Origin of the sequence: Streptomyces sp. 8L (genome assembly GCF_020176795.1) — a bacterium.
Classification (GTDB): Bacteria; Actinomycetota; Actinomycetes; order Streptomycetales; family Streptomycetaceae; genus Streptomyces.
The window spans coordinates 1-1985 of sequence record NZ_JAIUKE010000837.1 but is presented as its reverse complement, the minus strand read 5'-3'; the positions used below and the strand labels follow the sequence as shown (position 1 = coordinate 1985).

The 1985-nt window shown below is 68.4% G+C and carries 2 protein-coding genes; both read left to right on the top strand.

Annotation, left to right across the window (positions count from 1 at the left end; genetic code table 11):
• Window positions 1-855: 855 nt before the first annotated feature.
• Window positions 856-1416, top strand: coding sequence for a hypothetical protein (locus tag LCE31_RS39270; protein ID WP_225023042.1), 561 nt, complete (start codon window positions 856-858; stop codon window positions 1414-1416).
• Entirely contained in the window at window positions 1413-1883 is a 471-nt protein-coding gene (locus LCE31_RS39265) for a helix-turn-helix transcriptional regulator (RefSeq protein ID WP_093584539.1), read from the top strand. The genes LCE31_RS39270 and LCE31_RS39265 overlap by 4 nt, the downstream gene beginning before the upstream one ends.
• Window positions 1884-1985 lie beyond the last annotated feature (102 nt).

Here is a 1985-nt window from a genome sequence, read left to right as displayed (position 1 = left end):
GGCTGGGGGGCCCCCCGGCCGGGGGGGGGGGGGCGGGGGGGGCGGCGCGGGCGGGCCCGCTGCGCTCCCCCGCTTGACGGTCCTTCCGGCTGCGCCTCCAGTCCCTTGGGGCCCGCTGGCGCGGACCGGGCTGGCTGCGAGGGGGTAGGTCGCTCGTTGGGGTGGGGTTCTAGTGTACCGCGTGCATCAGGTTGATGCAGCATGTACCGTTGGCGGAAACACGGGACACCCCCCCAACCACCCGGCCGGGGCGCGGCTTTTGATGCAAGGTCAACGCCGGAATTCGGTTACCCCACTCGCGCAAGGAATTGGGAAAGGCTGAATTTCGGCGTGCGGAGGTACCGGAGCCGAATGGCCCCCTGGGGGCCGGGCGGCGGAACCGTCCACCGGCCCCAGCCACGCTTCCTCGCTTTTGAGCGTTACGGCCGGCACCACCCGAGACGCAGCTCCGCTGCTGCCGCCCACGACCCGCACCCGGTCCACAGAGCCGCACGCGAAGCCGCCTCAGCCCCGTCCGGGCACCGAGGCGCAGCAGCTGGCTGGGTGCCGGTGGATGGATCCGCGGCATCCCCCGCCCGGCCGCATCCTCGCCGCTGCATGGAGCGGCTGGAGGGGCGCAGTGCGGGCCGTAGGGGGTGGGTCTCTAAAGATCAGATAGGCGCGGAACCGTGACCTGCGGAAACGCGGAAGTTCTATTCCCCCTCACGCATAGATCGTGGTCGCGGAGCCCGAGATGTATGCGGCCTAGCCGACTAGATCGTCCCTGGCTAGGGACACGCCGAGGGTGAATGGATCTCGCGCATAACATCACTCATGAGGTATGTTATGCGCCTCAATGATCATGGAGGGAAGTCAGTGGCTCAGCGCTTGAGAAGCAGTGCACCGGCGCCGTTGCGGACGCCGCCGCTGGCTCCCGTCCCGGCCCCGGAGCGGGACGACGTCAACGGCCTCGAATCGGCTGCCGCCCTGCTCAACAAGTTCAAGGAGCTGTCCAAGGGCGGGACGTTCACCTACGACCGCAAGCGCCGGCCCTACGCCTTCTACGGGACGAACCACTCCAGCGTCTCGGACGTGTTGCAGGCGAACCTGTGGAAGTTCCGGCTCACCACGGTGGCCCGGGACGTGCTCGACTACCTGGTCACGCACCACGACCGGCAGGCCCTGGTGAAGACGACCCAGGCGAAGCTGGGCGAGCACTTCTGCTGCTCGCAGACCAAGGTCAGCAAGGCCATCGGGGAGCTCTCCCGCCACAACTTCACGTGGAAGGAGAAGCGCGGGCTGTACCGGCTGAACCCGCTCTACGCTTACGGGTGGGGCAGTGACCACCATCGGGAGCTGGTCGTGTCGCTGCAGAAGGTACTGCTGGAGCACCAGATCGAGATTCCGACGGTCGGGAAGAAGGAGACCTCGCGATGAGCAGCACGATCCCTGGATTCCACAACCCGCAGCTGTTCGAGGTCCTCCCCAACGCCTGCCTGTCGGCCACCGCCCGGGACATCTTCGACGTGCTCACCGCGCGCCAGGAGCCCGGCGGCCTGGTCCACATTCGTCAGCAGGAGATCGCGGAGCGCCTCGGGCTGTCTCAGTCCGCCGTCTCCAGAGCCATCAGCCAGCTGCGCGACAAGGGCATCATCAGCGAACGCCAGCGCAAGGGCACGCTGCTCATCCACCCGCTGCTGGCCGGCTACGAGTCCCTCGCCCACATGACCAACCACCTCAAGGCCCCGGACACCCACGTGTGGCCCATCAACTTCCCGGTCGGTGACATCCGCCCGCCCCGCGTGCGCGACGGCCGCACCGGCACTGACTTCGACCCGGATCCCGACGGTGGTGAAGACGCTCCCCTCGAGGATGTCCAGCCCTCACTGCGACTGGCCGGATAACCCGCAGCTCCTGCCTCGCCACCGCCACGGCGCCCCTGGTCGCGCTCCTGGCCGGGGTTTTCTCGGTGCGCTGTTCGGGCCGGCGGTTGAGCCGGCAGAGGG

Bases quoted from the DNA above. Each gene is read 5' to 3' on its own strand.
- LCE31_RS39265 (WP_093584539.1), top strand. From the start codon at position 1,413: ATGAGCAGCACGATCCCTGGATTCCACAACCCGCAGCTGTTCGAGGTC.